Source organism: Aquipseudomonas alcaligenes (assembly GCF_003205495.1).
In the GTDB taxonomy this organism is placed as follows: domain Bacteria; phylum Pseudomonadota; class Gammaproteobacteria; order Pseudomonadales; family Pseudomonadaceae; genus Aquipseudomonas; species Aquipseudomonas alcaligenes_B.
In genome coordinates, this window is record NZ_QJRX01000001.1 from 202,147 (window position 1) to 225,143 (window position 22,997).

Annotated in this window: 21 protein-coding genes; 10 read left to right on the forward strand and 11 right to left on the reverse strand. The window is 66.8% G+C overall.

Annotation, left to right across the window (positions count from 1 at the left end; translation table 11 throughout):
• Positions 1-255: 255 nt before the first annotated feature.
• The 4 genes from DMO17_RS00915 to DMO17_RS00930 form a co-directional block, all read right to left on the reverse strand.
• Positions 256-1,356, reverse strand: coding sequence for a polyamine ABC transporter substrate-binding protein (locus DMO17_RS00915; RefSeq protein WP_110680437.1), 1,101 nt, complete (start codon positions 1,354-1,356; stop codon positions 256-258).
• A gap of 119 nt (positions 1,357-1,475) precedes the next feature.
• Positions 1,476-2,846, reverse strand: a complete 1,371-nt coding sequence (locus DMO17_RS00920; RefSeq protein WP_110680438.1) for an aspartate aminotransferase family protein — start codon at positions 2,844-2,846, stop codon at positions 1,476-1,478.
• A gap of 84 nt (positions 2,847-2,930) precedes the next feature.
• Positions 2,931-4,289, reverse strand: coding sequence for a glutamine synthetase family protein (locus tag DMO17_RS00925; protein WP_110680439.1), 1,359 nt, complete (start codon positions 4,287-4,289; stop codon positions 2,931-2,933).
• Positions 4,290-4,376: 87 nt separating this feature from the next.
• Positions 4,377-5,129: a gamma-glutamyl-gamma-aminobutyrate hydrolase family protein gene (locus tag DMO17_RS00930; protein ID WP_110680440.1), complete on the reverse strand. Its 753-nt coding sequence runs from the start codon at positions 5,127-5,129 to the stop codon at positions 4,377-4,379.
• A 276-nt stretch (positions 5,130-5,405) separates the two neighbouring features.
• On the opposite strand from DMO17_RS00930, the gene DMO17_RS00935 reads away from it, so the two are divergent.
• The 3 genes from DMO17_RS00935 (at position 5,406) to DMO17_RS00945 (ending at position 8,828) form a co-directional block, all read left to right on the forward strand.
• Positions 5,406-6,785: a glutamine synthetase family protein gene (locus DMO17_RS00935; protein ID WP_110680441.1), complete on the forward strand. Its 1,380-nt coding sequence runs from the start codon at positions 5,406-5,408 to the stop codon at positions 6,783-6,785.
• 123 nt (positions 6,786-6,908) lie between these two features.
• Positions 6,909-7,967, forward strand: a complete 1,059-nt coding sequence (locus DMO17_RS00940) for a polyamine ABC transporter substrate-binding protein (protein ID WP_110680442.1) — start codon at positions 6,909-6,911, stop codon at positions 7,965-7,967.
• 63 nt (positions 7,968-8,030) lie between these two features.
• Positions 8,031-8,828, forward strand: coding sequence for a substrate-binding periplasmic protein (locus DMO17_RS00945; RefSeq protein ID WP_110680443.1), 798 nt, complete (start codon positions 8,031-8,033; stop codon positions 8,826-8,828).
• Here DMO17_RS00945 and DMO17_RS00950 read toward each other — a convergent pair.
• Entirely contained in the window at positions 8,822-9,730 is a 909-nt protein-coding gene (locus DMO17_RS00950; RefSeq protein ID WP_110680444.1) for a LysR substrate-binding domain-containing protein, read from the reverse strand. The two genes, DMO17_RS00945 and DMO17_RS00950, sit on opposite strands and share 7 nt — an antisense overlap.
• A 182-nt stretch (positions 9,731-9,912) precedes the next feature.
• On the opposite strand from DMO17_RS00950, the gene aspA reads away from it, so the two are divergent.
• Positions 9,913-11,337 carry an aspartate ammonia-lyase gene (gene aspA, locus DMO17_RS00955; protein ID WP_110680445.1) on the forward strand — a complete coding sequence of 475 codons (1,425 nt, stop codon included), beginning with the start codon at positions 9,913-9,915 and terminating at the stop codon, positions 11,335-11,337.
• 179 nt (positions 11,338-11,516) lie between these two features.
• On the opposite strand, the gene DMO17_RS00960 is transcribed toward aspA, so the two are convergent.
• The gene (locus tag DMO17_RS00960) at positions 11,517-12,329 is read right to left on the reverse strand and encodes a helix-turn-helix domain-containing protein (RefSeq protein WP_110680446.1); all 813 of its coding nucleotides are present in this window, start codon (positions 12,327-12,329) and stop codon (positions 11,517-11,519) included.
• A 160-nt stretch (positions 12,330-12,489) separates the two neighbouring features.
• Here DMO17_RS00960 and DMO17_RS00965 point away from each other — a divergent pair, with 160 nt between their 5' ends.
• The 3 genes from DMO17_RS00965 to DMO17_RS00975 all read left to right on the forward strand — a co-directional run bounded on the left by DMO17_RS00965 (position 12,490) and on the right by DMO17_RS00975 (position 15,483).
• Positions 12,490-13,938: an alanine/glycine:cation symporter family protein gene (locus tag DMO17_RS00965; RefSeq protein ID WP_110680447.1), complete on the forward strand. Its 1,449-nt coding sequence runs from the start codon at positions 12,490-12,492 to the stop codon at positions 13,936-13,938.
• 103 nt (positions 13,939-14,041) lie between these two features.
• Positions 14,042-14,488: a GNAT family N-acetyltransferase gene (locus tag DMO17_RS00970; protein ID WP_110680448.1), complete on the forward strand. Its 447-nt coding sequence runs from the start codon at positions 14,042-14,044 to the stop codon at positions 14,486-14,488.
• Positions 14,489-14,490: 2 nt separating this feature from the next.
• On the forward strand, positions 14,491-15,483 hold the full coding sequence (locus tag DMO17_RS00975) for an asparaginase (RefSeq protein WP_110680449.1): 993 nt from the start codon (positions 14,491-14,493) through the stop codon (positions 15,481-15,483).
• On the opposite strand, the gene glsB is transcribed toward DMO17_RS00975, so the two are convergent.
• Entirely contained in the window at positions 15,480-16,403 is a 924-nt protein-coding gene (glsB, locus tag DMO17_RS00980; protein WP_110680450.1) for a glutaminase B, read from the reverse strand. The two genes, DMO17_RS00975 and glsB, sit on opposite strands and share 4 nt — an antisense overlap.
• Positions 16,404-16,596: 193 nt before the next feature.
• Here glsB and DMO17_RS00985 point away from each other — a divergent pair, with 193 nt between their 5' ends.
• Both DMO17_RS00985 and DMO17_RS00990 read left to right on the forward strand, forming a co-directional pair.
• On the forward strand, positions 16,597-17,625 hold the full coding sequence (locus DMO17_RS00985; RefSeq protein ID WP_110680760.1) for a histone deacetylase family protein: 1,029 nt from the start codon (positions 16,597-16,599) through the stop codon (positions 17,623-17,625).
• A 29-nt stretch (positions 17,626-17,654) separates the two neighbouring features.
• Positions 17,655-18,758 (forward strand): polyamine ABC transporter substrate-binding protein, encoded by a 1,104-nt coding sequence (locus DMO17_RS00990; RefSeq protein ID WP_110680451.1) that lies wholly within the window; start codon positions 17,655-17,657, stop codon positions 18,756-18,758.
• An 82-nt stretch (positions 18,759-18,840) separates the two neighbouring features.
• Here the strand turns inward: DMO17_RS00990 and DMO17_RS00995 are convergent, their stop codons facing one another.
• From DMO17_RS00995 to DMO17_RS01010, 4 genes are all read right to left on the reverse strand, one after another.
• Positions 18,841-19,179 (reverse strand): multidrug transporter, encoded by a 339-nt coding sequence (locus tag DMO17_RS00995; RefSeq protein ID WP_110680452.1) that lies wholly within the window; start codon positions 19,177-19,179, stop codon positions 18,841-18,843.
• A gap of 84 nt (positions 19,180-19,263) precedes the next feature.
• Positions 19,264-19,842 carry a lysophospholipid acyltransferase family protein gene (locus tag DMO17_RS01000; protein WP_110680453.1) on the reverse strand — a complete coding sequence of 193 codons (579 nt, stop codon included), beginning with the start codon at positions 19,840-19,842 and terminating at the stop codon, positions 19,264-19,266.
• A 38-nt stretch (positions 19,843-19,880) separates the two neighbouring features.
• Positions 19,881-20,693 carry a bifunctional DNA-formamidopyrimidine glycosylase/DNA-(apurinic or apyrimidinic site) lyase gene (gene mutM, locus DMO17_RS01005; protein ID WP_110680454.1) on the reverse strand — a complete coding sequence of 271 codons (813 nt, stop codon included), beginning with the start codon at positions 20,691-20,693 and terminating at the stop codon, positions 19,881-19,883.
• A 59-nt stretch (positions 20,694-20,752) separates the two neighbouring features.
• The gene (locus DMO17_RS01010; protein ID WP_110680455.1) at positions 20,753-21,619 is read right to left on the reverse strand and encodes an HDOD domain-containing protein; all 867 of its coding nucleotides are present in this window, start codon (positions 21,617-21,619) and stop codon (positions 20,753-20,755) included.
• 130 nt (positions 21,620-21,749) lie between these two features.
• Here DMO17_RS01010 and DMO17_RS01015 point away from each other — a divergent pair, with 130 nt between their 5' ends.
• Positions 21,750-22,946 (forward strand): class I SAM-dependent rRNA methyltransferase, encoded by a 1,197-nt coding sequence (locus tag DMO17_RS01015; RefSeq protein WP_110680456.1) that lies wholly within the window; start codon positions 21,750-21,752, stop codon positions 22,944-22,946.
• Positions 22,947-22,997: the final 51 nt, after the last annotated feature.

Genomic DNA, 22,997 nt, shown 5'->3' on the forward strand with positions numbered 1-22,997 from the left:
CGCCACGGCGGTCAGGGTCTTGCGGAAGGAAGTTCGCACACGTCAGTCCTCTTTCTTGTTGATCTTGCAGGCCATCTACGCGACCTGGGGTTGCTGGTGAATCTGTCTGCCTATCCCTGACGCCCATGCCGATCGCCCAGCCGCCCGCGCACGGAGCTGTGTGGGGCTCGTGTGTAACGGTAGTCGAAGAGAGTCATGGGGCCTCCTGGCGGGGCTCCGGCGGGAGCACCCGCCGGAGGGTGTCGCTGTTGTCGGTTACTTGCCGGACTTGATGGTGGTCCAGCTGCGAGTCATGGTGCGCTGCACCTTGGCCGGCAGATCCGGGAAGGTGTAGATCTTGGCCATGGTGGCGGCGTCCGGGTAGATGCCCGGGTCGTTGCGGATGGCCTCGTCAACCAGCGGGGTGGCCGCCGCGTTGCCGTTGGGGAACTGCACGAAGTTGGTGATCTCGGCCATGATTTCCGGCTGCATCAGGAAGTTCAGGAAGGCATGGGCGCCCTCGACGTTCTTCGCATCGGCCGGTACGGCAAGCATGTCGAAGAAGCTGCCGGCACCTTCTTTCGGGATGCTGTAGAGGATGTTCACGCCGTTCTTGGCTTCTTCGGCGCGCGACTTGGACTGGTACAGGTCGCCCGAGTAGCCGATGGCCACGCAGATGTTGCCGTTGGCCAGGTCGCCGATGTACTTCGAGCTGTGGAAGTAGGCGGTATCCTTGCGGATGGAGAGGAACAGTTCCTCGGCCTTCTTCAGCTCATCCGGCTTCTCGCTGGTGGGGCTGAAGCCCAGGTAGTTGAGGGCGGCCGGCAGGATCTCGGTCGGCGAGTCGAGGAAGGACACGCCGCATTCCTTCAGCTTGGCCATGTTCTCCGGCTTGAACACCAGATCCCAGGAGTCGACCGGAGCGTTCTCGCCCAGCACGGCCTTGACCTTGTCGACGTTGTAGCCGATGCCGATGGTGCCCCACATGTAGGGGATGGAATACTGGTTGCCCGGATCGCTCGGCTCCAGGGCCTTGAGCAGGTTGGTGTCGAGGTTCTTCCAGTTCGGCAGCTTGGCGCGGTCCAGCTTCTGGAATACGCCGGCCTTGATCTGCTTGGCCAGGAAGGGGTTGGACGGCACGACGATGTCGTAACCGGAGCTGCCCGCGAGCAGTTTGGCTTCCAGCACTTCGTTGCTGTCGAAGACGTCGTAGATGACCTTGATGCCGGTTTCCTTGGTGAACTTGTCCAGGGTTTCCGGGGCGATGTAGTCCGACCAGTTGTAAACGTGCAGTACCTTTTCGTCGGCCTGCGCTACGCCGGCCACGGCGCCTGCCAGGGTCACGGCAAGCAGGGTTTTACCGAAGGTCTTGATCATGCGGGTTAGCTCCATTGTCATTTGAAGTATCCGGGGCTGCGTCGCCTTAGCGACGCACCCTCCGGTGAGCCTGGCCAACGCTCGTGCAGTCTGGCAAGGTCGAGCCCAAGGCTCAAGCCTTACACCAGCACCGCGCGGGCGGTCAGATCGAGGCACTTGCGCGCCTTGTCCACCAGTTCGTCGATCTCGGTTTTGCTGATCACCAGCGGCGGCGCGATGATCATGGTGTCGCCCACGGCGCGCATGATCAGTCCGTTCGCGAAGCAGTGGCCGCGGCAGATCATGCCCACGCCCAGCTCGCTCGGGAAACGTTCGCGGGTCTGCTTGTTCTTCGCCAGTTCGATGGCGCCGAGCATGCCCACGCCGCGGACTTCGCCCACCAGCGGATGATCCGCCAGCTCTCGCAGACGCTTCTGCAAATACGGTGCCGTTTCCTCGCGGACCTTCTCGAGAATCTTCTCGTCCTTGAGGATGCGCAGGTTGGCCAGGCCGACGGCGGCCGCCACCGGGTGCCCGGAGTAGGTGAAGCCGTGGTTGAAGTCGCCACCGGCGTTGATCACCTGAAACACCTTGTCACTGACGATCAGGCCGCCCATGGGCACGTAGCCGCTGGTCAGGCCCTTGGCGATGGTCATCAGGTCCGGCTTGTTACCGTAGAAGTCGCTACCGAACCACTCGCCGGTACGGCCGAAGCCACAGATGACTTCGTCGGCCACGAACAGAATGTCGTACTTGGCGAGGATCTCGCGGATGCGCGGCCAGTAGCTGTCCGGCGGGATGATCACGCCACCGGCGCCCTGGATCGGCTCGGCGATGAAGGCGGCGACCTTGTCCTCGCCCACTTCAAGAATCTTCTTCTCCAGCTGGTCGGCGGCCCACACGCCGAATTCCTCGGGGCTCATGTCGCCGCCCTCGCCGAACCAGTACGGCTGCGGAATGTGCACGATGCCCGGGATCGGCAGGTCGCCCTGCTCGTGCATGTACTTCATGCCGCCCAGGCTGGCGCCGGCCACGGTGGAGCCGTGGTAGCCGTTGTGGCGGCTGATGATCACCTTCTTGTTCGGCTGGCCCTTGCACGCCCAGTAGTGGCGGACCATGCGCAGCATGGTGTCGTTGCCTTCCGAGCCGGAGCCGGTGAAGAACACGTGGTTCATGCCCTGCGGCGCCACTTCGGCGATCGCCTTGGCCAGCTCCAGGGCCGGCGGGTGGACGGTCTGGAAGAAGGTGTTGTAGAACGGCAGCTCACGCATCTGCGCGGCGGCCGCCTCGACCAGCTCCTCGCGGCCGTAGCCGACGGCCACGCACCACAGGCCGGCCATGCCGTCGAGGATCTTGTGGCCTTCGCTGTCCCACAGGTAGACACCGTCCGCCTTGGTGATGATGCGCGGCCCCTTCTCGTGCAGCTGCTGGTAGTCGCTGAACGGCGCGAGATGGTGCTCACGGCTCATGGCCTGCCATTCGCGGGTTTTCGGGTTGGTCACATTGGTCATAACAACACCTTTTATTACGCGGGTCGCCGGCGGCGCCCCGATGAAATCCGTGGCAGCGGGCGCGGCTGGCCGCGCCCGCTCCAGTCACACCGACAGCAGCAGGAACTCGCGCTCCCAGGAGCTGATCACCCGCTTGAAGTTCTCGTGCTCGGCGCGCTTGACCGCGACATAGCCACGCACGAACTTCTCGCCCAGGTACTTCTCCGCGTCCTTGCAGGCTTCCATGCGCTCCAGCGCGCTCTCGATGGTCACCGGCAGGCGCAGGTTGCGCCGCTCGTAGCCGCGGCCCTTGACCGGCGCGCTGGGCTTGAGGCCCTCGACCATACCGATGTAGCCGCACAGCAGCGAGGCGGCCAGCACCAGGTAGGGGTTGGCATCGGCACCGGCCAGGCGGTTTTCCACGCGGCGGTTCTGCGGGCTGGCTTCCGGCACGCGCAGGCCGACGGTGCGGTTCTCCTCGCCCCACTCGACGTTCACCGGCGCCGAGGTATCCGGCAGGAAGCGGCGGAACGAGTTGACGTTCGGCGCGAACAGCGGCAGCACCTCGGGGATGTACTTCTGCAGGCCGCCGATGTGGTGCATGAACAGTTCGCTCATGGTGCCGTCGGCGTTGGAGAACAGGTTCTTGCCGGTCTTGATGTCCACCACGCTCTGGTGGATGTGCATGGCGCTGCCCGGCTGGTCGGTGATCGGCTTGGCCATGAAGGTGGCCGCCACGTCATGCTTGAGCGCGGCCTCGCGCATGGTGCGCTTGAACACGGTGATCTGGTCGGCCAGGTGCAGCGCGTCGCCATGACGGAAGTTGATTTCCATCTGTGCCGGGCCGTCCTCGTGGATCAGCGTGTCGAGGTCCAGGTCCTGCAGCTCGCACCAGTCGTAGACGTCCTCGAACAGCGGGTCGAATTCGTTGGCCGCGTCGATGGAGAACGACTGGCGACCGACTTCCGGGCGGCCGGAGCGACCCATCGGCGCCACCAGCGGGAAGTCCGGGTCGCTGTTGCGCTTGGTCAGGTAGAACTCCATCTCCGGCGCGACGATCGGCTTCCAGCCCTTGTCGGCGTAGAGTTTGAGCACCTTCTTGAGCACGTTGCGCGGCGACAGCTCGATCGGGTTGCCCTGCTTGTCGAAGGTGTCGTGGATCACCATCGCGGTCGGCTCGATGGCCCAGGGCACGAGGAACACGGCGTTCTCGTCCGGGCGGCAGAACATGTCGATGTCCGCCTCGTCGAGCAGCTCGTAATAGATGTCGTCCTCGACGTAGTCGCCGGTCACGGTCTGCAGCAGCACACTCTCGGGGAGGCGCATGCCCTTCTCGTCGAGGAACTTGTTGGTCGGCGAAATCTTGCCACGGGCAATGCCGGTAAGATCGCTGATCAGGCATTCAACTTCGGTGATTTTGCGTTCTTTCAGCCAGCTGGTGAGCTGGTCGAGCTTGCTAGTCATAAAGACCTCAGGGTTGTAGAGCGGCTACTGCGGACCGGTAAAAGCCTAGCGAAACTTCCTAGTTGCGCCGACCGGTTGCTCACCTACTCAGCGTTGCCCCGCCCTCTTCCTGCATGCCTCACCAAAGGCCTGGAAGATGGCGAGATAATTCGGGTTGGATCGCACCTGCCACTCCGGGTGCCACTGCACCCCGAGGGCAAAGCTTGGCGCACCTTCGACGGAGAAGGCTTCGATCAACCCGTCAGGCGCCAGTGCTTCTACGCGAAGGCCCGGCGCCAGACGCTGAACGCCCTGGCCATGAATGGAATTGACTGAAAACTCGTCCGGCAAGCCGAGACCGGCGAGCACCCCGCCCGCTTGCACACGCACGGTGTGACGGGGGGCATATTGCACTTCGACCGGCTGATCGGCCGGCTCGCGGTGGTCCATCATCCCGGCCACTTCCTGCACGCGCTGGTGCAGGCTGCCGCCGAAGGCCACGTTGATTTCCTGGAAGCCGCGGCAGATGCCCAGCACAGGCACGCCGGCGTCTATCGCCTGGCGGATCAGCGGCAGCGTGGTGGCATCGCGGGCGGCATCGTGCTGAGTGCCGGGCGCACTGGCCGGGCCACTATAATGATGAGGCTCGACGTTGGACGGCGAGCCGGTGAACAGCAGGCCGTCGAGACTGGCCAGCAGGGTGGGTTGATCGATCAGCTCGCCCAGGGCGGGAATCACCAGAGGCAGGCCTTGTGCCCCTACCGCGACGGCGCGGACATACTTGTCGCCGACGATATGGTTGGGATGCAGGCCCACCTGCTTGGTGCAGGCGGTGACGCCGATCAACGGCAGGCGCGACATGGGACACCTGTTTTATTGCTGTTGTTAGGTGAGGCCGAGATTAGCCTTGTTCAATTTTTTACACAATAGGGCTGTAAAAAATTGAACACAGCCCGCTGAGCGCCAGGCCACACAGGGCTGACCAGCGGGTCGAAAAACCCTGGAATGCCCCAAAACTGGCCATCAGGCCCCGTTTCAGGGCAGAATGGGCCGCTATTGACAGCCCTGGGTGTTTGAGATTGACTCACAGCTGTGCAATTGCATGATTGAAATTTTTAACAATAAAGGTGTTGCATCATGTCGGTACCCCCGCGTGCCGTTCAGCTCAACGAAGCGAACGCGTTCCTTAAGGAACATCCTGAGGTCCAGTTCGTTGACCTTCTTATTGCAGATATGAATGGGGTGGTGCGCGGCAAGCGCATCGAAAGAAACAGCCTGCACAAGGTGTATGAAAAGGGCATCAACCTGCCCGCTTCGCTGTTCGCCCTCGACATCAACGGCTCCACCGTCGAAAGCACCGGCCTCGGCCTGGACATCGGTGACGCCGACCGCATCTGCTTCCCGATTCCCAATACCCTGTGCAACGAGCCGTGGCAGAAGCGCCCGACCGCGCAGCTGCTGATGACCATGCACGAGCTCGACGGCACGCCGTTCTTCGCCGACCCGCGCGAGGTGCTGCGGCAGATCGTGGCCAAGTTCGACGAGATGAACCTGCGCATCTGCGCCGCCTTCGAACTGGAGTTCTACCTGATCGACCAGGAGAACGTGAACGGCCGTCCGCAGCCGCCGCGCTCGCCGATGTCGGGCAAGCGCCCGCAGTCGACCCAGGTGTACCTGATCGACGACCTCGACGAGTACGTCGACTGCCTGCAGGACATGCTGGAAGCCGCCAAGGAGCAGGGCATCCCCGCCGATGCCATCGTCAAGGAAAGCGCCCCGGCGCAGTTCGAGGTGAACCTGCACCACGTCGAGGACGCCATCAAGGCCTGTGACCACGCGCTGCTGCTCAAGCGCCTGATCAAGAACATCGCCTACGACCATGAGATGGACACCACCTTCATGGCCAAGCCCTACCCGGGCCAGGCGGGCAACGGCCTGCACGTGCACATCTCGCTGCTCGACAAGACCACCGGCAAGAACATCTTCACCTCCGATGATCCCCTGGAGAACGCCGCTCTGCGCCACGCGATCGGCGGTGTCCTGGAGACCATGCCGGCGTCGATGGCCTTCCTCTGCCCCAACGTCAACTCCTACCGCCGCTTCGGCGCCCAGTTCTACGTGCCCAACGCGCCGAGCTGGGGCCTGGACAACCGCACCGTGGCCGTCCGCGTGCCGACCGGCAGCCCCGATGCCGTGCGCATCGAGCACCGCGTGGCCGGCGCCGACGCCAACCCCTACCTGATGATGTCGGCCATCCTCGCCGGCATCCATCACGGCCTGACCAACCAGGTCGAGCCGGGTGAGCCGATCGAGGGCAACTCCTACGAGCAGCTGGAGCAGAGCCTGCCGAACAACCTGCGCGACGCCCTGCGCGAGCTGGACGACAGCGAGGTGCTGAACAAGTACATCAGCCCGGACTACATCGACATCTTCGTCGCCTGCAAGGAAGCCGAGCTGGAGGAGTTCGAGACCACCATCTCCGACCTCGAGTACAACTGGTACCTGCATACCGTTTGACGCAAGACCCGACGCCGGCCCCAGTGCCGGCGTTGTTTTATCTGCCGCCCACGCTCTGCCAGGCCGCCACCGCCGGTGCGCGCGATGGCGTAGCCATGCCCATGATTCGCCAAGGAGGTCGTCATGTTTCGCGTTCTTGCTCCGCTGCTACTGGCCCTCGGCCCGGGACTGGCGGCCGCCGCCGACAGCATCCGGGTCTACAACTGGAACGACTACATCGCCCCGCAGGTGCTGGAGGACTTCACCAAGGCCACCGGCATCGCCGTCGAATACCACACCTTCAGCACCGACGAGGAACTCGACCAGGCCCTGGCCAGCGGCGAGAGCATCGACGTCGCGGTGCCCTCGCATGACGAGCTGCCGGCACTGATCGCCGCCGGCAAGCTGCAGCCGCTGGACCTGGCCCGCCTGCCCGGACGCAAGCACCTGGACAAGCAACTGCTGAGCAAGCTGGCCGCGGTCGATCCGCAGAACCGCTACGCCGTGCCCTACCTGTGGGGTGCGGTCGGCCTGGCGATCAACACCCCGCAGGCCGAGGCCGCCTTCGGCGGGCCGCTGCCGCACAGCTGGAGCCTGCTGTTCGACCCCGCACAGAGCGCCAAGCTGGCCGCCTGCGGCATCAGCGTGCTGGATGCCCCGGACGAGATGCTCTACGGCCTGCTCAACTACCAGGGCCGCAGCTTCGCCAACAGCTCGCCCGGGCGCATTCGCAAGGCTGGCGAGCTGCTCCAGGGCCTGCGCCCGAACCTGCGCTATGTGGACAGCGAGCGCTACATAGACGACCTCAACCAAGGCCAGCTGTGCCTGGCCATGGCCTGGGTCGGCGACGCCCTGGGCGCCATCGACGCCGGCCAGCCGGTGCAGTTCGTGGTGCCGGAAGAGGGCTCGACCCTGTTCATCGACAACCTGGTGATTCCGGCCAGCGCCCGCCGCGCCGACCTGGCGCACCGCTTCATCGACTACCTACTGCAGCCCGAGGTGGCGGCCAGGATCACCAGCGAGGTGCTTTATCCCAGCGCCAACGCCGATGCCCGCGAGTTCCTCGACCCGGCCCTGCGCGACCAGCCCGGCCTCTATCCGGACCGTGACACCAAGCGCCGCCTGTTCGCCACGGTGCCGCTGCCGGACAAGCTCAAGGCCACCCGCGACGAGGTGTGGGGCCGCTTCCGCGACGGCGGCTGATCCCCCTGGCAAGCTTGCGCCGGCGTGCCACACTGCAGGGTGCATCCCCGTTCGAGAGCCGCCATGGAAACGAGGCGCATCCGTCGCGTTGCCTGCCTGCTGCTCATCGCGCTGTGCCCGGCACTGCCGCAGAGCAGCGCGGCAGCAGCAGTCGACCTGCCGCTGGACGTGGCCTTCTACGAGGCCGGCTTCCTCTATTCGCAGGGCGCCGGCATCGACCGCGACGTGGTCGATGAGCTCGCACGCCGCGGCGGCTACCGCTTCACCTACGTGGAACGGCCACGGGCGCGCATCTGGAAGGACCTCGCCCGGGGCAGCCTGGCGATGACCGTGTCCGGGATGGAAACCGCCGAGCGCCGGCAATTCGCCTACTTCATCCCCTATATCGCGCAAAAGAACATGGCGCTGGTGATCAACCCGCGCATCCGCGATGCGCAGCAGCTGCTGCAGATGCAGGACGCCCAGCTGGCGGTGGTGCGCGGATTCCGCCACGGCCCGACCTACGATCCGATCGTCGCGCAGCTGATGCGCAGCGGCCGGGTGACCGAGGTGGCGACCGCCCACAACCTCTTCCTCATGCTGCAGGCGGGCAACCGCGTCGACGTGATCTTTTCCCAGCAGCTCTTCTACGAGAAGGAACTGGCCGAGCTGGCCCTGCAATCGCGTGTCACGGTCCGGGACTGGGCGCTGGACGAAGCGCCGCAGCCGCTCTGCCTGGTGCTGAGCAAGGCGCATTTTTCCGAGCAGGACTATCGCCGGATGGCCGGCATCGTGGCGGAGATGCGCGCCGACGGCAGCCTGCGCCGCATCGTCGCACGCTACGTCTCGGGCCCCACGCTGGACAACGCCCTGAGCTACTGAGCGCGCCCCACGCCGCCTTCCAGCTTGCGCCAGAGCAGGCGCACCGCCGCCTTGCGCGACAGCACGCAGCGGTACAGGCGGATCTCCAGCGGCACCTGCCAGTGCTCGCCGCCGCACACCGCCAGCTCGCCACGGGCCAGTTCCATGGTCACCGACAGGCGCGGCACCCAGGCCACCCCCAGGCCCTGCAGGGCCATGGTCTTGAGGCTGTCGGCCATGGCCGTCTCGTACACCGTGGTCGAGCGCAGCGCGCGCTGGCGCAGCAGCTGGTTCACCGAGCGACCGAGGAAGGCGCCGGCGCTGTAGGCCAGCAGCGGCACGCTGTGGCCGCCGTCGAGGTCGAACAGCGGCGAGCCGTCCTCGCCCACCGCGCACACCGGCAGCATGGCCGTGGTGCCCAGGTGCAGCGAGGGGAAGATGTCCGGGGCCAGCTGCATGGCCGCGTCCGGGTCGTAGTAGGCGAGGATCAGGTCGCAGCTGCCCTCGCGCAGCGAGTGCACCGCCTCGCCGACGTTGGTCGCCACCAGGCGGGTGGACAGCGGCAGGCCCTCGCGGCGCAGGCGGGCGATCCACTCCGGGAAGAAGCCCAGGGTCAGCGAGTGCGCGGCGGCGATCTGCAGCACCTCGCCCTGCTGGCCCTCCAGGTGGTGCAGGTGGCGCACCACTTCGCCGAGCTGCTCGACCATGCTGCGCGCGGTGACCAGGAACAGCTGGCCGGACTCGGTCAGCTCCACCGGCGTGCGGGTACGGTTGACCAGGGTCAGCCCCAGCGCCGCCTCCAGGCTGCGGATGCGCCGGCTGAAGGCCGGCTGGGTGACGAAACGCTTCTCCGCGGCCTGGGAAAAGCTGCGGGTGGCGGCCAGGGCGACGAAGTCCTCCAGCCATTTGGTTTCCAGATTCATCGCCTATTTCTTGAGCAAATCACGTTTGAAATTATGCACGCGCGACATCGACCCCGAGTCACCGCGACATTATGCCGATTCTGCATACCATAGCGTTTAACAGCATTGGCCGACAGACGGGTTGAAGCCTAGCCTATTGGGCATCGCGGCGCTAAGCCGTATTCCCAGAGATAAAACCCATCATGTCCGCTGCTGCATCCACCCGCATCGAAAAAGACCTGCTCGGCACCCTGGAAGTCCCCGCCGACGCCTACTACGGCATCCAGACCCTGCGCGCCGTGCAGAATTTTCGACTGTCCGGTGTTCCGCTGTCGCACTACCCGAAACTGGTGATCGCCCTGGCCATGGTCAAGCAGGCCGCCGCCGACGCCAACCGCGAGCTGGGCCACCTGTCCGCCGCCAAGCACACGGCGATCAGCACCGCCTGCGCGCGCATCATCCAGGGCGAGTTCCACGACCAGTTCGTGGTCGACATGATCCAGGGCGGCGCCGGCACCTCGACCAATATGAACGCGAATGAAGTCATCGCGAATATTGCGCTGGAGGCCATGGGCTTTGAGAAAGGCGAGTACAAGCACCTGCACCCGAACAACGACGTGAACATGGCGCAGTCGACCAACGACGCCTACCCGACCGCCATCCGCGTCGGCCTGCTGCTCGGCCACGACAGCCTGCTCAACGCGCTGGACAAGCTGATCCAGTCCCTGGCCGCCAAGGGCCTGGAGTTCGGCCACGTGCTGAAGATGGGCCGCACCCAGCTGCAGGACGCCGTACCCATGACCCTGGGCCAGGAATTCCGCGCCTTCGCCACCACCCTGGGCGAGGACCTGCAGCACCTCAAGCGCCTGGCCCCGGCCCTGCTCACCGAAGTGAACCTGGGCGGCACCGCCATCGGCACCGGCATCAACGCCGACCCGAAGTACCAGAAGCTCGCCGTCGAGCGCCTGGCCATCGTCAGCGGCCACCCGGTGGTGCCGGCGGCCGACCTGATCGAGGCCACCTCGGACATGGGCGCCTTCGTCCTGTTCTCCGGCATGCTCAAGCGCACCGCGGTCAAGCTGTCGAAGATCTGCAACGACCTGCGCCTGCTCTCCAGCGGCCCGCGCACCGGCATCAACGAGATCAACCTGCCGCCGCGCCAACCGGGCAGCTCGATCATGCCGGGCAAGGTCAACCCGGTGATCCCGGAAGCGGTCAACCAGGTGGCCTTCGAGGTGATCGGCAACGACCTGGCCCTGACCCTCGCCGCCGAGGGTGGCCAGCTGCAGCTGAACGTCATGGAGCCGCTGATCGCCTACAAGATCTTCGACTCGATCCGCCTGCTGACCCGCGCCATGGACATGCTGCGCGAGCTGTGCATCGACGGCATCAGCGCCAACGAGCAGCGCTGCCGCGAACTGATGGAGAACTCCATCGGCCTGGTCACCGCGCTCAACCCCTACATCGGCTACGAGAACGCCACCCGCATCGCCAAGACCGCGCTCGACACCGGCCGCGGCGTGCTGGAGCTGGTGCGCGAGGAGCAGCTGCTGGACGAGGCCACCCTGGCCGACATCCTGCGCCCGGAGAACATGATCGCGCCGCGCCTGGTGCCGCTGCAGGGCTGATTCATCGACCGAGAGGCACCCCGCGCCTCTCTGCCCTTGGGGACGACCCCGGTCGCCCCCTGTTTTATCGCTGTTCCCGGGCCACGCTCTGCCGCCCGGGGCGACATCGAAACGCCTGAGGCTCACCAGGCCAGGCGTCTTCCTCTCGACCCGCCCTCCGGCGGGTCTTTTTTTGCCCGCTATTCCAGTTCGAACAGGCCGCTGCCCGGCGCCGGGTCGGCCAGCCGCGCGCGGATGTCGGGGTCGATGCGCGGATCATCCGGGCGGTACAGCGCCACCTGGCGGAAGGCATTGACCCGGTTGATCTCCGGCCCCAGGTATTCCCACACCACGCGGGTGCAGGCTGGGGTGCGCCGGTCGCCGCTGGAGACTCCGGTCTTCAGGCCGTTGAGGCGGGTGATGCGGCTCTTGAAGCTGGGGATGAGGATGGTCTGGCTCATCTCGTTGAGGGTCAGCGACTCGTAGTCGAGCAGGAACAGGCGGTCCTGCAGGTAGAAGGCGGCGCCCAGGTAGCGACAGCGTACCCAGTCCTCGGCCTCGCCGGCGCGCGTGCGCTCCTGGCGCTCCTGGCGCTCGAACAGGAAGTCGCCGTCCTCTTCCCACAGCTGCACCAGCGACAGCAGCACATAGCCCGGCACCGACATGCAGTTGGAATATTCGAAGTAGTAGCCGCAGTAGCGGCGCAGGTCGCTGGCGTGCTCGCGCAGCGGATTGAACAGCGCCAGCAGCGGGTCCCTGGCCGCCGCGCGGCCGGGCTCGGCGCCGCGCGCACCGATCAGGCGAGCGAACTGCTCGGGCGGCAGGCCCAGCTCGTAGTCCTCGACGCCGAAGAAGTCGCAGATGCGCTTGAGGTTGTAGGCCGTCGGGCGGCTCTGGCCACCGAGGTACTTGTTGAACTGGGCGCGATTGATCGCCAGCTTGCGGCAAACCTCGGCGATCGAGCGGTAGTGGCTGCACAGCAGCTTGAGGTTGGCACCGAGGTGTTCGGACATGGCGGCGGACCTGATGATGCGAGCGGCGCGATTCTAGCATCAACTCGCGCCATCTCGCCGCAACCCGCGAAATTGCCTACGCGCGCTCTGCGGAAGACCATGCGCCGGCCGCGGACTGTCCCGGCGTGCGCACGCATAACTACAAGAGAGACAACCCATCATGCTCGATCTCCTGAACGACCTGCTCTGGAGCAAGGTCCTCATCGTCGCCCTGGTCGGTCTCGGCCTTTACTTCACCATCGCCTCGCGTTTCGTTCAGCTGCGTTACTTCGGCAGCATGTTCCGTATCTTCGGCCAGGCCTTCCAGCGTAAGCCCGGCCAGCTCAGCTCGTTCCAGGCCCTGATGCTGTCGGTGGCCGGCCGTGTCGGTGCCGGCAACATCGCCGGCGTGGCCGTGGCCATCACCCTGGGCGGCCCGGGTGCGGTGTTCTGGATGTGGCTGGTCGCCCTGCTGGGCATGTCCACCAGCTTCTTCGAATGCTCGCTGGCCCAGCTGTTCAAGCGTCGCGAAGCCGATGGCGGCTACCGCGGCGGCCCGGCCTTCTACATCCAGCATGGCCTCGGTCTGCGCTGGCTGGCGATCGTGTTCTCGATCCTGCTGCTGGTGACCTTTGGCTTCGGCTTCAACGCCCTGCAGGCCTACACCGTGGCCAGCTCGCTGCACGACACCTTCGGCCTGCCCACCCACGTCAGCGGCCTCGCCCTGGTGGTGGTGATCGGCCTGATCATCTTCGGCGGCATCAAGCGCATCGCCAGCACCGCCGACGTATTGGTACCGATCATGGCGACCTCCTACATCGTCATGGCGCTGGTAGTGATCGGCCTCAACATCGAAGCCGTTCCGGCCACCCTGATGCTGATCGTCAAGAGCGCCTTCGGCCTGGAGCCGGCCTTCGCCGGCGGCATCGGCGCGGCCATCGTCATGGGCGTCAAGCGCGGCCTGTTCTCCAACGAGGCGGGCCTGGGTAGCGCACCGAACGTCGCCGCCGTGGCCGAGGTCAAGCACCCCGCCGCCCAGGGCATCGTGCAGTCGCTCAGCGTGTTCATCGACACCCTGCTGATCTGCACCAGCACCGCGCTGATCATCCTGCTGTCCGGCGTGTACCAGCCGGGCGCCGAGGTGGGCGGGGTGATCCTCACCCAGACCGCCATGGCCGCCGTCGTCGGCGAGTGGGGCCGTATCTTCGTCAGCCTGGCGTTGCTGCTCTTCGTCTTCACCACCCTGGTGTACAACTACTACCTGGGCGAGAACGCCCTGGGCTTCTTCAGCAGCAAGCGCCCGCTGCTGATCGCCTACCGCGTGCTGGTGATCGCCCTGGTGCTGTGGGGTTCGATGCAGGACCTGTCCACCGTGTTCGCCTTCGCCGACGTGACCATGGGTCTGCTGGCGCTGGTCAACCTGGTGGCCCTGGCGCTGCTGTTCAAGGTCGGCCTGCGCCTGATGCGTGACTACGACGCGCAGATCGAGGCCGGCGTCGAAGAGCCGGTGCTCAGCGCCAAGGCCTTCGCCGACCTGGACCTCGATCCGAGCGTCTGGAATGCCGCGAGCCAGGCCGAACGCGGCACCAGCGAGCGCGCCGAGATCGGCCACAGCGTGCACCAGCGCTGATCCACAGCCGTACAGGGAAGGGGGCCACGGCCCCCTTTTTCTTGCCCAGCCGGCGCCGTTTCGCCGTTACACTCGGGCGAAAAACGCGCGCAAGGAGCCGCAGATGACCGTGCAGATCCGCCCCGTCGGCGCCGCCGACCAGGCCGCCTGGCTACCGCTGTGGCAGGCCTACCAGCGCTTCTACCAGGCCGAGATCCCAGCCGCGACCAGCGCCGTCACCTGGCAGCGCTTCCTCGACCCGGCCGAGCCGATGCACGCCGCGCTGGCCTGGCGCGACGGCGAGGCGATCGGCCTGGTGCACTGGATCTTCCACCGCTCCTGCTGGACGGTCGGCGACTACTGCTACCTGCAGGACCTGTTCGTCGCCGAAGGCGTGCGTGGCGGCGGCCTCGGCCGCGCGCTGATCGAGCATGTCTACGCGCAGGCCCGCCAGGCCGGCGCCAGCCGCGTGCACTGGCTGACCCAGGAGCACAACGCCCAGGCGCGCCTGCTCTACGAGCGCATCGCCAGCCGTTCCGGCTTCATCCAGTACCGTCAGTTGTTGGATTGATCATGACTTCTTCGCAGAACCTGCTGGTGCTCTACACCGGCGGCACCATCGGCATGCAGATGAGCGAGTCCGGCCTGGCGCCGGCCTCCGGCTTCGAGGCGCGCCTGCGCGCCGAGCAGGCCGCCCACCCTGAGCGGCCGGCACCGGCCTGGCGCTTCGCCGAGCTCAGCCCGCCGATCGACAGCGCCAACATGCGCCAGCAGCACTGGCTGGCGATGCGCGACGCCATCGTCCGCGCGGTGGACGAGGACGGCGTCGATGCCGTGCTGCTGCTGCACGGCACCGACACCCTGGCCTACAGCGCCGCGGCGCTGAGCTTCCTGCTGCTGGGCATCGAGGTACCGGTGCTGCTGACCGGCTCCATGCAGCCGGCGGGCGTGCCCGGCGGCGATGCCTGGCCCAACCTGTTCGGCGCCCTGGGCCTGCTCGCCAGCGGCATGGCGCCGGGGGTGCACCTGTACTTCGCCGGCCAGCTGCTGCACGGCGCGCGCGCCAGCAAGTGCAAGAGCGAGGCCTTCGACGCCTTCGCCGACCACGGCCGGCCGCGGCATGCCGAGCACCTGCCCAGCCTGCCCGCCGCCCTGCACTACCGCCAGCCGCGCCGCGCGGTGGCCCTGGCCGTGCAGCCGCTGTTCCCCGGCCTCGGCGCCGCGCAGCTGCGCGCCGTGCTCGACAGCGGCGTCGAGGCCCTGCTGCTGGAGTGCTACGGCAGCGGCACCGGACCGGCGGACGATGCGCAGATCCTCGCCACCCTGCGCGAGGCACGCGCCCGCGGCGTGGTGCTGGCGGCGATCAGCCAGTGCCCGCAGGGGCATGTCGAGTTCGGCGTGTATGCCGCCGGCAGCGCCCTGGCCGGCGTCGGCCTGGTCAGCGGCGGCGGCATGGGCCGCGAGGCGGCCCTGGGCAAGCTGTTCGGCCTGCTCGGCGCCGGCCTGCCGGCGGCCGAGGTGGAGCGCCTGTTCACCCTCGACCTGTGCGGCGAGATGGCCGGCTAGCCCGCCAGCGGCGAGAACACCGACCAGCCGATGCGCTCGCTGAGCAGCTCCAGCGCCGCCATGCCGGCCAGCGAGTTGCCGGCGGCGTTCAGCTCCGGCGACCACACGCAGACAGTGAAGCGCCCCGGCACCACCGCGACTATGCCGCCACCGACGCCGCTCTTGCCCGGCAGGCCGACCCGATAAGCGAAGTTGCCGGCCTCGTCGTACAGCCCGCTGGTGGCCATGATGGCGTTGACCTGCTGGGTCTGGCGCGGCGTCAGCACCTGGCCACCGCCGTGCCGGCAGAAGCCCTGGTTGGCCAGGAAACCGAAGGCGCGCGCCAGGTCCACGCAGCTCATGGCCAGGGCACAGTGGTGGAAGTAGCTGCGCAGCACCTCCTCGACCTCGTTGTGGAAGTTGCCGAAGGCCTGCATCAGGTAGGCCGCGGCGGCGTTGCGCGCGCGGTGCTGGTACTCCGACTCGGCGACCTTGGCATCCGACACCACCAGCGGGTTGCCCGACAGGCGCCGCACCAGGTCGCGCAGCGACAGCGCCGGGGCGGCGAAGCGCGACTGGTTGATGTCGCAGATCACCAGGGCACCGGCGTTGATGAAGGGGTTGCGCGGCCGGCCGCGCTCGAACTCCAGCTGCACCAGCGAGTTGAACGGCTGGCCCGAGGGCTCGTGGCCGAGGCGCTGCCAGATGTCCTCGCCGGAGTGCTGGATGGCCTGCACCAGGCTGAACACCTTGGAGATGCTCTGGATCGAGAAGGGCTCGACGGCATCGCCGGCGGTGTACAGGCTGCCGTCCACGCCGTAGACGGCGATGCCCAGGCGCGCGGCCGGCACCTCGGCCAGGGCCGGGATGTAGTCGGCCACCTTGCCGCGGCCCAGCAGGGGACGGACCTGGTCCAGAATCTCGTTCAACAGCGCCTGCATGCTCCACCTCTTGCGTTCGCGGGTGCCGAACTAGACGTCCGCGGCGGGCTCGCCATCACAGCGCGGGCGGCCCGCCCGGCGCCTGCCACTGGCGATAATGGCCGCAATTATCCCTTTGTTGGCCGGCGTTATCGTTCTCCGGGCCCGCGCGGGGTGCCAACAATGCGTGCAGCCCATCGCGGAGAACAACCAGATGCTGACCTTCTACAGCGACGACCACCGCCTGCACCATGCCAGTGGCGAGATGGTCGGCGGCGAGTACAGGCCCTGCTTCGAGATGCCAGCGCGCGCCGACCACGTGCTGGCCCGGGTGCGCGAGCGCAGGCTCGGCGAAGTGCTGGCGCCGCAGGACTTCGGCCTGGCGCCGATCGCGCGCATCCACAGCGCCGACTACCTGGAGTTCCTGCAGAAGGCCTGGGCCGGCTGGGCCGCCCAGGGCAACACGGCGGACTTCCTGCCCGGCGTGTTCCCGGCCCGCCACCTACGGGCCAGGCGCCCGGACGACCTGTACGGCCAGTACGGCTTCCACAGCTTCGATTGCTTCGCGCCGATCACCGCCGGCACCTGGCAGGCGGCCTACAGCTCCGCCCAGGTCGCCCTGAGCGCGCAGCGCGAGATCGCCGCCGGCGCCCATGGCGTCTTCGCCCTGTGCCGGCCGCCGGGCCACCACGCCAGCGCCGACGTGATGGGCGGCTACTGCTACCTGAACAACGTGGCCATCGCCGCCCAGGCCTGCCTCGACCAGGGCGCCGCGCGGGTGGCCATCCTCGACGTCGACTACCATCACGGCAACGGCACCCAGTCGATCTTCTACGAGCGCGACGACGTGCTGGTGGCCAATATCCACGGCAGCCCGAGCTTCGAGTACCCGCACTTCCTCGGCTACGCCGACGAGACCGGCGCCGGCCGTGGCGAGGGCTGCAACCTCAATTTGCCACTGGCCGCCGGCAGCGCCTGGGATACCTGGGGCGCCGCCCTGGAGACGGCCTGCAAGCGCATCGCCGCCCATGACCCGGACGTGCTGCTGGTGTCCCTCGGCGTCGACACCTACCAGGCCGACCCGATCTCCAGCTTCAAGCTCGACAGCCCGGACTACCTGCGCATGGGCGAACGCATCGCCGCGCTGGGCAAGCCGACCCTGTTCGTCATGGAGGGCGGCTACGCGGTCGCCGAAATCGGCATCAACGCCGTCAACGTACTCGAAGGCTTCCAGGGCGCCTGAGCCCGACACAACCAGGGGAGACAACCACCATGCACAAGACCATCCCGCTGCTGCTCGGCGCCTCGCTGTGCGCCGCCACCCTGCACGCCAGCGCCGCCGAAGCGCCGGTGCGCGAGCTGCGCGTGTACAACTGGGCCGACTACATGCTGCCGTCGGTGCCCAAGGACTTCGCCAAGAGCAGCGGCATCAAGCTGACCTGGGACGTGTTCGACACCAACGAGGCGCTGGAGGCCAAGCTGCTCGCCGGCAATTCCGGCTACGACCTGGTGGTGCCGTCCAACACCTTCCTCGACGTGCAGATCAAGGCCGGCGTGTTCCAGAAGCTGGACAAGTCCAAGCTGCCCAACTGGCAGCACCTGGACCCCAACCTGCTGCAGCTGATGGCCACCAACGACCCGGGCAACCAGTACGCCGTGCCCTACATGTACGGCACCGTGCTGCTCGGCTACAACCCGGACAAGGTGCGTGCGGCACTCGGCGAGAATGCCCCGCTGGACAGCTGGGACCTGGTGTTCAAGCCGGAGAACATGGAGAAGCTCAAGGCCTGCGGCGTGGCCATGCTCGACACGCCGACCGACATCCTGCCGATCGCCCTCGACTACCTGGGCCTGGACCCCAACAGCACCAACCCGGCCGACTACGACAAGGCCGCCGAGCTGATGATGCAGATCCGCCCCTACGTCACCTACTTCCACTCGGCCAAGTACATGACCGACATCGCCAACGGCGACATCTGCGTGGCCATCGGCTACTCCGGCAGCTTCTACCAGTTCGCCAACCGGGCCAAGGAAGCCGGCAACGGCGTGGTGGTGAAATGGAAGCTGCCGAAGGAAGGCGCGCCGCTGTGGTACGACTCCTTCGCCATCCCGGCCAGCGCCCAGAACGTCGAGGAGGCCCACGCCTTCCTCAACCACCTGCTGGAGCCGAAGGTGGTGGCGCCGATCAGCGACTTCCTCGGCTACCCGAACCCGAACAAGGACGCCATGCCACTGGTGAGCGCGGCCATCCGCGACGATGCCGACCTGACCCCGCCGCCCGCGGTGCAGCAGAACCTCTACGTGCTCAAGCCGCTGCCGCAGAAGATCGAGCGGGTGCGCACGCGCGTCTGGAGCAAGATCAAGACCGGCAGCTAAGTGCAGCCCAAGCGCGGCACCTGGGGCAGCCCAAACGAAGAAGCCGGTCATGCGACCGGCTTCTTCGTTTCTGGGTGAAGGATCAATCCTTCTTGTAGCCGCTCTCGGTGCAGCCCAGGCAACGCACGAAGGCGGCCATGCCCGGCTCCACCACCAGCGCCTGGCCGGCTTCCTTGACGTTGCCACCGGCGGCGGTGAACGGCAGGCTGACTACGAACAGGCCGGCGCCGATGATGGTGCCGGCGATCAGCAGCGGGCGGGCGATCAGCAGGTCGCCGACCATGGCATAGCCCTTGGGCGCTTCCAGGGTATAGGTGGGATCGCCGCTGGTGTTCTGCTGAACCACCTCCGCCTGCGCCGGCAGTGCCAGCAGGCCAGTGGTCAGAGCCAAGACAGCGGCGGTGGTGCGAAACAGGTTCATGGCGCGGTCCTTCATTTGTGTAGTTATGGCAGAGCGTTGCAGCTAACTATAACAGCGCTCTGGCAATTGTCAGCGTGAACGCCGTCAATCGCCGTGGAAGGCATTCTCCGGCTTCTTCGGCACATAGGGGCGGAAGAACGCCAGCAGCGCCTTGAGATCGGCCTCGGCATCGCCGCTCGGTTGGAACGGCGCCCCGATCACCACGCGGCGGTTGGCGAAGTCCAGTGCCCCCGGCACGATCGGCACGCCGGCGCCCAGGGCGATGTGGTAGAAGCCCATCTTCCAGCGCTCGACCTTCTTGCGCGTGCCCTCCGGCGACAGCACCAGGATGAACTCGCGGTTGTCGCGAAAGCTCTGGATCGCCTGTTCCACCATGTTCAGGCTGAGGTGGCGCTGGATCGGGATGCCGCCCCAGCTGCGCAGCAGGCCGCCGAAGGGCCAGCGGAAGATGCTGTGCTTGCCGAACCAGCGCGCGTTCAGGCGCAGCACGAACTTCAGGGCGATGAAGATCACGAAGTCCCAGTTGGAGGTGTGATGGGCGCCGATGGCGACGAACTTGTCGAGCCGTGGCAGCTCGCCCTCGATGCGCCAGCCCATGAGCTTCAGCGCGGTGCGCCCGATCCACTCGGCGAGCGGGTTGGGCGGCAGGTAATTGCCGTACATCCTGGTTCCTACTGCTTGTTCTTATTCTGGGTGAAGCGTTAGCGCTGGCATTTCGGGCAGTACACGCTGGCGCGCTGGCCCAGTTTCACCTCGCGCAGGGTCGTGCCGCAAACCTTGCAGAACTCCCCGCCACGGCCATAGGCGAACAGCTCCTGCTGGAAGTAGCCGGGCTGGCCGTCGCCGCCGATGAAGTCGCGCAGGGTGGTGCCGCCGCGCTCGATGGCATGGGCGAGGATGCGCTTGATCTCCTCGGCCAGCCGCGCATAGCGCGCCCGCGAGATGGAGCCGGCCTCGCGGCGCGGGTCGATGCCGGCGGCGAACAGGGCCTCGGTCGCGTAGATGTTGCCGACGCCGACCACCACCGCGTTGTCCATGATGAAGGGCTTGACCGCCATGCTGCGCCCGCGCGACTGCTGGAACAGGCGCTCGCCGTCGAAGGCGGCGGTCAGCGGCTCCGGCCCCAACTTGGCCAGCAGCTCATGGTGCAGCGGGTCGCTGCTCCACAGCAGCGCACCGAAGCGCCGCGGGTCGGTGTAGCGCAGCGCCAGCCCCGACTCCAGCTCGATATCGACATGCTCGTGCTTGCCCGCCGGGGTGCCCACCGGCACCAGGCGCAGGTTGCCGGACATGCCCAGGTGGCCGATCAGGGTGCCGCTTTCGGCCTGGATCAGCAGGTACTTGGCGCGCCGCTCGACGCACTCGATGCGCTGGCCGGACAGGCGCACGTCGAGGTCCTCGGGGATCGGCCAGCGCAGGCGGCGCTCGCGCACCACCACGCGGGTGACGCGCTGCCCCTCAAGATGGGGGGCGATGCCGCGGCGGGTGGTTTCGACTTCGGGTAGTTCGGGCATGACGGGCTCGGGTACTGCGGGGCAGCCGCCATCCTAGCGGGAAGGCGACGAACGGGGAATCAGCCCGGGCCCAGCTCGCGGATCGACTCCTTGAGGTTCTCGAAGTCGTATTCGGACAGCCCCACGTACTCCAGCACCAGGGTCTGGATGCAGTCCCACTCGTGGTCGCGCTCCTGGTTGCCCAGCACCTTGTAGCTGGAGCAGATGTGCTCGGCCATCTTGAGGATGGCCATCAGCGTCTTCAGCTGGGCGTCGCGGGCGACATCCTCCTCGAAGAAGGACAGCGCGTTGTGGTGGTTGGCGATGGCCTCGCACAGGTGCAGCGGCAGGTTCCACGACTTGGCGGTGAAGTAGCCGACCACCGCGTGGTTGGTGTTGAGCAGGCGGTTCTCGGTATCCACCACGCGGCGCTCGCTGCCGGCGTTGTAGTAGGCCTCCTCGAGCACCGTCATGTAGTTGGGGAAGCGCTTGAGCATCAGCGGGATGCCGCAGTTGTGGAACAGCCCCAGGGTGTAGGCCTCGTCCGGCGACTGGTAGCCGATGCGCTTGGCCAGGGTCAGGCAGGTCATGGCCACGTCCTGGGCGGTGTCCCAGAAACGGTTGAGGGTGACGATGGCCTCGTCGGTCAGCTCGCCCTTGATCGACTGGGCGTTGATCAGGTTGATCACCGTGTTGCAGCCGAGCAGGTTGACCGCCTGCTGGATCGAGGCGATGCGGTTGGACAGGCCGAAGTGCGGCGAGTTGACGATCTTCAGCAACGCGCCGGACAGGCCCGGGTCCTGGCTGATCAGCTTGGCGATGGTCTTCAGGTCCGGGTTGGGCAGGAACTGCTCCATCTGCAGATCCACCATGATCTGCGGCTGCGGCGGCACGCTGATGCCCTGCAGCACCTGCTGGATCTGTTCGGCGGAGAGTTCGTGGGCCATGGCGAGGAACTGAAGTGAGAAATTCGCCACAGTTTAGCCAAAGCTTTCCCGACGCCACAGCCAAGTTTTGTAAACGCCGTGAGCCGGGCGAAACGGCTATAATTCCGCTCTTTTTTCGCGGAGTAGCCCCATGTCCCTGCCCAGTCTGCGCCTCAAAGCCAATGCCGATCGCCGCCTGCGCGCGGGCCACCTGTGGGTCTACAGCAACGAGATCGATGTGGCCGCCACGCCCCTGAACCTGTTCCAGCCCGGCGACCAGGCCGTGCTCGAAGCCGCCGGCGGCAAGGCCCTGGGCATCGTCGCGATGAGCCCGAACAACCTGATCTGCGCCCGCCTGCTGTCGCGCGACGTCAAGCATGTGCTGGACAAGTCGCTGCTGGTGCACCGCATGAACGTGGCCCTGAGCCTGCGCGAGCGCCTGTTCGACACCCCGCACTACCGCCTGGTCTACGGCGACTCCGACCTGCTGCCAGGCCTGGTGGTGGACCGCTTCGGCGACCACCTGGTGGTGCAGCTGGCCTCGGCCGCCATGGAGCGCGCCAAGGACGCGGTGATCGAGGCCCTGGTGCAGGTCCTCAGGCCGCGCGGCATCCTGTTCAAGAACGACTCCGCCGCGCGCGATGCCGAGGGTCTCACCCGCTACGTCGAGACCGCCTTCGGCCTGGTGCCGGAGTGGGTGGCGCTGGAAGAGAACGGCGTGAAGTTCGAGGCGCCGGTGCAGGGCGGGCAGAAGACCGGCTGGTTCTACGACCACCGCATGAACCGCGCGCGCCTGGCCCCCTACGTCAAGGGCAAGCGCGTGCTCGACCTGTTCAGCTACGTCGGCGGCTGGGGCGTGCAGGCCGCCGCCTTCGGCGCCAGCGAAGTGTTCTGCGTCGACGGCTCGGCCCTGGCCCTGGACGGCGTAGAGCGCAACGCCACCCTCAACGGCGTGGCCGAGAAGGTCACCTGCATCGAGGGCGATGTGTTCGAGGCGCTGAAGGAACTGAAGGCCGCCGAGGAGCGCTTCGACGTGGTGGTCGCCGACCCGCCCGCCTTTATCAAGCGGAAAAAAGATCTCAAGAACGGCGAGGCCGCCTACCGCCGCCTCAACGAACAGGCCATGCGCCTGCTCAACAAGGACGGCATCCTGGTCAGCGCCAGCTGCTCCATGCACCTGCCCGAGGACGACCTGCAGAACATCCTGCTGACCAGCGCCCGCCACCTCGACCGCAACATCCAGCTGCTGGAACGCGGCGGCCAAGGCCCGGACCACCCGGTGCACCCGGCAATCCCGGAAACCCGCTACATCAAGAGTCTGACCGTGCGCCTGCTGCCCAACAGCTGAGTGCCGACCGCCTGCGGTCCGCCAACCTTTCCCCGGCGGCCGCGGGCGGCG

Excerpts from the sequence above, each read along its gene's own strand:
- DMO17_RS00915 (WP_110680437.1), bottom strand. The coding sequence starts at position 1,356 with ATGATCAAGACCTTCGGTAAAACCCTGCTTGCCGTGACCCTGGCAGGC.
- DMO17_RS00920 (WP_110680438.1), bottom strand. The coding sequence starts at position 2,846 with ATGACCAATGTGACCAACCCGAAAACCCGCGAATGGCAGGCCATGAGC.
- DMO17_RS00925 (WP_110680439.1), bottom strand. The coding sequence starts at position 4,289 with ATGACTAGCAAGCTCGACCAGCTCACCAGCTGGCTGAAAGAACGCAAA.
- DMO17_RS00930 (WP_110680440.1), bottom strand. The coding sequence starts at position 5,129 with ATGTCGCGCCTGCCGTTGATCGGCGTCACCGCCTGCACCAAGCAGGTG.
- DMO17_RS00935 (WP_110680441.1), top strand. The coding sequence starts at position 5,406 with ATGTCGGTACCCCCGCGTGCCGTTCAGCTCAACGAAGCGAACGCGTTC.
- DMO17_RS00940 (WP_110680442.1), top strand. The coding sequence starts at position 6,909 with ATGTTTCGCGTTCTTGCTCCGCTGCTACTGGCCCTCGGCCCGGGACTG.
- DMO17_RS00945 (WP_110680443.1), top strand. The coding sequence starts at position 8,031 with ATGGAAACGAGGCGCATCCGTCGCGTTGCCTGCCTGCTGCTCATCGCG.
- DMO17_RS00950 (WP_110680444.1), bottom strand. The coding sequence starts at position 9,730 with ATGAATCTGGAAACCAAATGGCTGGAGGACTTCGTCGCCCTGGCCGCC.
- aspA (WP_110680445.1), top strand. The coding sequence starts at position 9,913 with ATGTCCGCTGCTGCATCCACCCGCATCGAAAAAGACCTGCTCGGCACC.
- DMO17_RS00960 (WP_110680446.1), bottom strand. The coding sequence starts at position 12,329 with ATGTCCGAACACCTCGGTGCCAACCTCAAGCTGCTGTGCAGCCACTAC.
- DMO17_RS00965 (WP_110680447.1), top strand. The coding sequence starts at position 12,490 with ATGCTCGATCTCCTGAACGACCTGCTCTGGAGCAAGGTCCTCATCGTC.
- DMO17_RS00970 (WP_110680448.1), top strand. The coding sequence starts at position 14,042 with ATGACCGTGCAGATCCGCCCCGTCGGCGCCGCCGACCAGGCCGCCTGG.
- DMO17_RS00975 (WP_110680449.1), top strand. The coding sequence starts at position 14,491 with ATGACTTCTTCGCAGAACCTGCTGGTGCTCTACACCGGCGGCACCATC.
- glsB (WP_110680450.1), bottom strand. The coding sequence starts at position 16,403 with ATGCAGGCGCTGTTGAACGAGATTCTGGACCAGGTCCGTCCCCTGCTG.
- DMO17_RS00985 (WP_110680760.1), top strand. The coding sequence starts at position 16,597 with ATGCTGACCTTCTACAGCGACGACCACCGCCTGCACCATGCCAGTGGC.
- DMO17_RS00990 (WP_110680451.1), top strand. The coding sequence starts at position 17,655 with ATGCACAAGACCATCCCGCTGCTGCTCGGCGCCTCGCTGTGCGCCGCC.
- DMO17_RS00995 (WP_110680452.1), bottom strand. The coding sequence starts at position 19,179 with ATGAACCTGTTTCGCACCACCGCCGCTGTCTTGGCTCTGACCACTGGC.
- DMO17_RS01000 (WP_110680453.1), bottom strand. The coding sequence starts at position 19,842 with ATGTACGGCAATTACCTGCCGCCCAACCCGCTCGCCGAGTGGATCGGG.
- mutM (WP_110680454.1), bottom strand. The coding sequence starts at position 20,693 with ATGCCCGAACTACCCGAAGTCGAAACCACCCGCCGCGGCATCGCCCCC.
- DMO17_RS01010 (WP_110680455.1), bottom strand. The coding sequence starts at position 21,619 with ATGGCCCACGAACTCTCCGCCGAACAGATCCAGCAGGTGCTGCAGGGC.
- DMO17_RS01015 (WP_110680456.1), top strand. The coding sequence starts at position 21,750 with ATGTCCCTGCCCAGTCTGCGCCTCAAAGCCAATGCCGATCGCCGCCTG.